Consider the following 4,345-nt stretch of genomic DNA (forward strand, 5'->3'; position numbering starts at 1 on the left):
TCTTTGGCGGACTTAAATGCTGTGTTGGAAAATTTGAATTTAGAAACTAAATAAAAACCGTTTGGTAACACTGGCTATAGTTCATTGCTTCTGACTTTCCTATCGGAAAGTCCTCGCAAATTTGCTACCTTTGGCTTATGGCGGAAAATCCTCGCGGATTTTCACGCAACGAAACCATAGCCAAACACGTTGGCTACAATTTTGACCGACAAACTAATTAACTTAACCTAAAAATATGGCAAAAAAGAATGATAATGCTGGTGGAATCTTTTTTTGGATGCTTGTTGGATTATTAATAGTCCTACCCTTAGTTCCAATCGCTTGGATAATATACACTCTAATAAAACTCTACAAATGGAAAAAAAACCAAAAATATTATCCCAATCAGGATATTTCAGATTTTTGGTTAGATAATCAAGAAAAAATTGAGTTTTTGGAATCCCTAAATGATTTTAGAAAATCAAAAAGCAACATAGATGATTTATGGGCAACCGCTGACAACGAAGGATTACCAAGAAACCAAGATGGCTCAATTTCTAATCGACGTAATAGAGGAAAAGAAATTAATAATCAACTGAATTTTGAAAACGATATCTATAACAAAAGTAAAAGTCGTTTATTTTATTTAAGGGAAAAACCAAATGACAAATGGAATTATCTTAAGGATTATTTTGTTTCATACTATGGAGCAATATATGCTCTTTTGTTTTGGTTTGTCGCTTTCTATTATTCGCTTAAATATTTTTTTAAGAAACCATTGCTTTCAGTTTTTGAAATCTACGATAAAATTTTTACCGAAAGGACAGAATATTTTATAGCACTAAAAGAAAATTGGGAGTTGCACACAATCTATGCATTAAGCATTTCTGCTATCGTTTCATTAATTGTATTTTATATATGTAAATATCTGGCTGGTAAATTCATCTTCAAAAACAAATATCCCGAACCACCAATAGTTGATTACAGTAATTATGATAAATATTAATTAAGGATGCATAAATTGTTTAACACCAAATCAAATATATTTACATTAATTATTAATGGGAAAATTGAGCATATTTTAAGTCCTTGGACTTTGGAACTCGACTTAAACAAAGAAACAATTACAATTCTAAAAAGAAACCTTTATTATATTGGAACTGACACCAATACAATTTCCTTTAAATATATCCGAAAAATTGAAATTAACGAACATTTATTTGGTTCTGATATTACTATTAGAGCAATAGGTGGTTCTGTTTCTGCAAGATTTTTACCAAAAAAAGATTTACAGGTATTAAGAGAAAAATTAATAGAGTATAATCAAACTAAAACTAATCACATTATCTTCTCTTAAATATGGATATTAAAAACCTAAAATGGCAACCTTATGTTGGATTAAATTATCAAAAAGGCGTTAATGGGAGAAAAGTATTAATAGTTGGAGAAAGCCACTATCTAGGCAACGATGAGAATTCTATTGAAAAACATAACAACCCATTATTTACTCAAATTGTAATAAACGAATTAGCAATTAATCGATATTATTGGAATACAAGGATATTTCCGAATTTTCACAGAGCCTTAATTGGAAATGACTCTTTCAACGCTGAATTATTATGGAGCTATTTTTCGTTTTATAATTTTATTCAGAGACCTATGGAATCCAATAAATCGAGACCAACCGAAAATGATTTTGAAATTGCTTGGCAAGTATTCTTTAATGTTGCAAAAAATTTAAAACCTGATTTATGTATTTTTATAGGTACAAGTTCATCTAATTTTTTAAGTTATCAGTCTGAAAAAAACAACATTGAACTAAAAGAGCTTAAATGGCTAAAAAAAATAGGAAATACTTATCCAAGGAAAGCTATAATCTCATTAAATAAAAAAGAAATAGAATTACATTTCATCAAACATACTAGCCAATATTTTAGTTGGTACAAATGGAATGAACACCTGACAAATGAAATACCGAACGAATTGGAATATTTAAAAAAAACTGTAGCCAACAATGGCTAAAAGTAATTGCTTGTTCTCGCCTACTTCTGAAAATCCTCGCGGATTTTCAGTTTGGTGTGTACTTGCAAAGTTAACCGCTAAACCACGCAACTACTCTTAGCCGAGACCGTTACCCAACATTTGAGAAAAACCCAGAAACATATTGAATTGAATAGAAAAACAAGTGACTTATTCGCAGGAATATTATGTTTCGGATTTTCCATAATCGGAATCACAATTATGGATAAATCGGAATTAATAACTTGGGTTACGATTGTGTTTTTTGGAATTGGAGCAATTCTGTTATTATTGAGATACTTCAATCCAAATAGTAGATTTCTTCCAAAACAGAAAGAATATTACAAAAAATTAACTGACGAAGAGTTTATGGAATTGTATAACTCAAACGGAATTTTTACCTATGACAAAAATGGGTTTGAATTGCAGATTGAGGATAAACCGACCAAAATTGAATGGAACGAAATTAAAAAACTGACTGCTTACAAAGTTGACCTATTCGCAAGCGATGAAATTCGTCTATTTTTAGAAGCGGAAAATGGAAAACAATTTGAGATTTCAGAAAGTACAGAAGGTTGGTTTCAATTTAACGAAAAACTAAAAGAACAGTTTTCTGAAATAAATAAAAGTTGGGAAATTGATATTGCGGTTTCAGCATTTGAACGAAAAGAAACTGAAATATATAATCGAAATAAAAACGTTGGGTAACAACGTGTATAGCTCATTGCGGCTGAATTCCTAATCGGAATTCATTGCAATTTGCTATCTTTGGCTTATGGCGGAAAATCCTCGCGGATTTTCACGCAACGAAACCATAGCCAAACACGTTGTAAAACATTTTGAACCAAATGAAGAGAATGACATTGTTTGCTTTGATACTTATTACGATTAACTCTTGTTGTACAGGAGACGAAGATGTAAGTACTAATACTATAGAATCTGCTCGAGGATTTCTTTATTCTTATGATGAAAATGGAATATATCCATATTTTGATGAGTTTAACCCAAATGAATTAGGTATTGGTGTTACTGCTGATTCAATAACAAACACATTTGAAATAAACGATGGTTGTGGACCAACCGAAATTATATACACAAATAGCATAGATTCATTGAATATAATTACCATTTATGATTTTAATAATGATTATCTTGCAGGCAGTAATGTGAATAACTTACTCTTGGGACAAGATGGTTTAGGCGGAACATATCCGACTGAAATAAATAATAATTCTTCAGTGTCACATACCTATAAATTTTCAGTAGTTCCCGAAAACGATTCTTTACAATTTTTAATATCTGGAAGAATAATAAATAAAGGTAATTTTTCAATTTTAACGGATTTAATAATAATTGATTAAGATTTGAAAAAACGTTTTACAACAATGTATAACCGCAATTACGGCGGATTCGACTACGTCCGAATCCACTCGGAATTGCTAACGGCTAACATAAACTGAAATTTCGTATATTTAAATCCGTAACTGACGGTTATACTAATACGTTGTGCAACATTCCCCAAAAAACGAACTAATGAAAAAAAACTTGCTAACTTTACTGTTTGGGCTTATTATTACAATAACCTACGCCCAAGAGAACCATATTATTGCAACGGAAAAAATATGGAGAGTAAATTTTCTAAACCCAGGAGTTGAATTGGAGTTACCAACAGGGATTCATTCAACATTCTCTGCTGAGCTCGGAGTTGGATATAGCGGCGGATATCCTGATTTAACTTTTGGTGGTAGCGGATTCATTTACATAATCAGCCCATTTGTAGATGTTCAAGAAAAATGGTTTTACAATCTCAACAAAAGAAACAACAAAAACAGTACAACTGAAAACAACTCTGGAAACTTTGTTTCTCTTAGACTCATAACCCGTGGGAATTCAATCGCTGAAAATGTAAACCGAACATCCGACTTTGATTTCGCAATCGGACCAACTTGGGGAATTCAAAGAAAATACGGAAAGAACTTTCACTTACTTTTTGACGTGGGACCTCAATACTATTTCGACACAAAAGGAAATGGAAACATTTGGCCAATAATGTTACAATTGAATTTAGGGTTTGATTTAAAAAAGAAATAAAAAACGTTGCACAACACAGTATAACCGCAATTACGGCGGATTCGACTTCGTCCGAATCCACTCGGAATTGCCAACAATTGACATAAACTGAAATTTTGTATATTTAAATCCGTAACTGACGGTTATACTAACACGTTGGGGCGTAATTTTCCTGCTACATCTGAAAATTTGTGTTTTTACCAAAATTTGGTATATTTGAGCAAATTAAAAATAGGAATGAAAAATACATCAATATCGTTAGGAAATTATTTTGACC

Annotated in this window: 6 protein-coding genes; all 6 read left to right on the plus strand. The window is 31.4% G+C overall.

From position 1 onward, the window contains the following. The first annotated feature begins 235 nt into the window (after positions 1-235). The 6 genes from AB2B44_RS10465 (at position 236) to AB2B44_RS10490 (ending at position 4,089) form a co-directional block, all read left to right on the plus strand. On the plus strand, positions 236-985 hold the full coding sequence (locus AB2B44_RS10465; RefSeq protein ID WP_369049531.1) for a hypothetical protein: 750 nt from the start codon (positions 236-238) through the stop codon (positions 983-985). Positions 986-991: 6 nt separating this feature from the next. Next, positions 992-1,336 carry a hypothetical protein gene (locus tag AB2B44_RS10470; protein ID WP_369049532.1) on the plus strand — a complete coding sequence of 115 codons (345 nt, stop codon included), beginning with the start codon at positions 992-994 and terminating at the stop codon, positions 1,334-1,336. 2 nt (positions 1,337-1,338) lie between these two features. Then, positions 1,339-2,001, plus strand: coding sequence for a hypothetical protein (locus tag AB2B44_RS10475; RefSeq protein ID WP_369049533.1), 663 nt, complete (start codon positions 1,339-1,341; stop codon positions 1,999-2,001). A 219-nt stretch (positions 2,002-2,220) separates the two neighbouring features. Next, positions 2,221-2,706, plus strand: a complete 486-nt coding sequence (locus AB2B44_RS10480) for a hypothetical protein (protein ID WP_369049534.1) — start codon at positions 2,221-2,223, stop codon at positions 2,704-2,706. 140 nt (positions 2,707-2,846) lie between these two features. Continuing rightward, complete coding sequence (locus AB2B44_RS10485; RefSeq protein WP_369049535.1) at positions 2,847-3,359, plus strand: hypothetical protein; 513 nt, start codon at positions 2,847-2,849, stop codon at positions 3,357-3,359. Positions 3,360-3,543: 184 nt separating this feature from the next. Beyond that, complete coding sequence (locus AB2B44_RS10490; RefSeq protein ID WP_369049536.1) at positions 3,544-4,089, plus strand: hypothetical protein; 546 nt, start codon at positions 3,544-3,546, stop codon at positions 4,087-4,089. The last annotated feature ends 256 nt before the right edge of the window (positions 4,090-4,345 follow it).

The sequence above is a fragment of the Tenacibaculum sp. UWU-22 genome, assembly GCF_041021355.1.
In the GTDB taxonomy this organism is placed as follows: domain Bacteria; phylum Bacteroidota; class Bacteroidia; order Flavobacteriales; family Flavobacteriaceae; genus Polaribacter.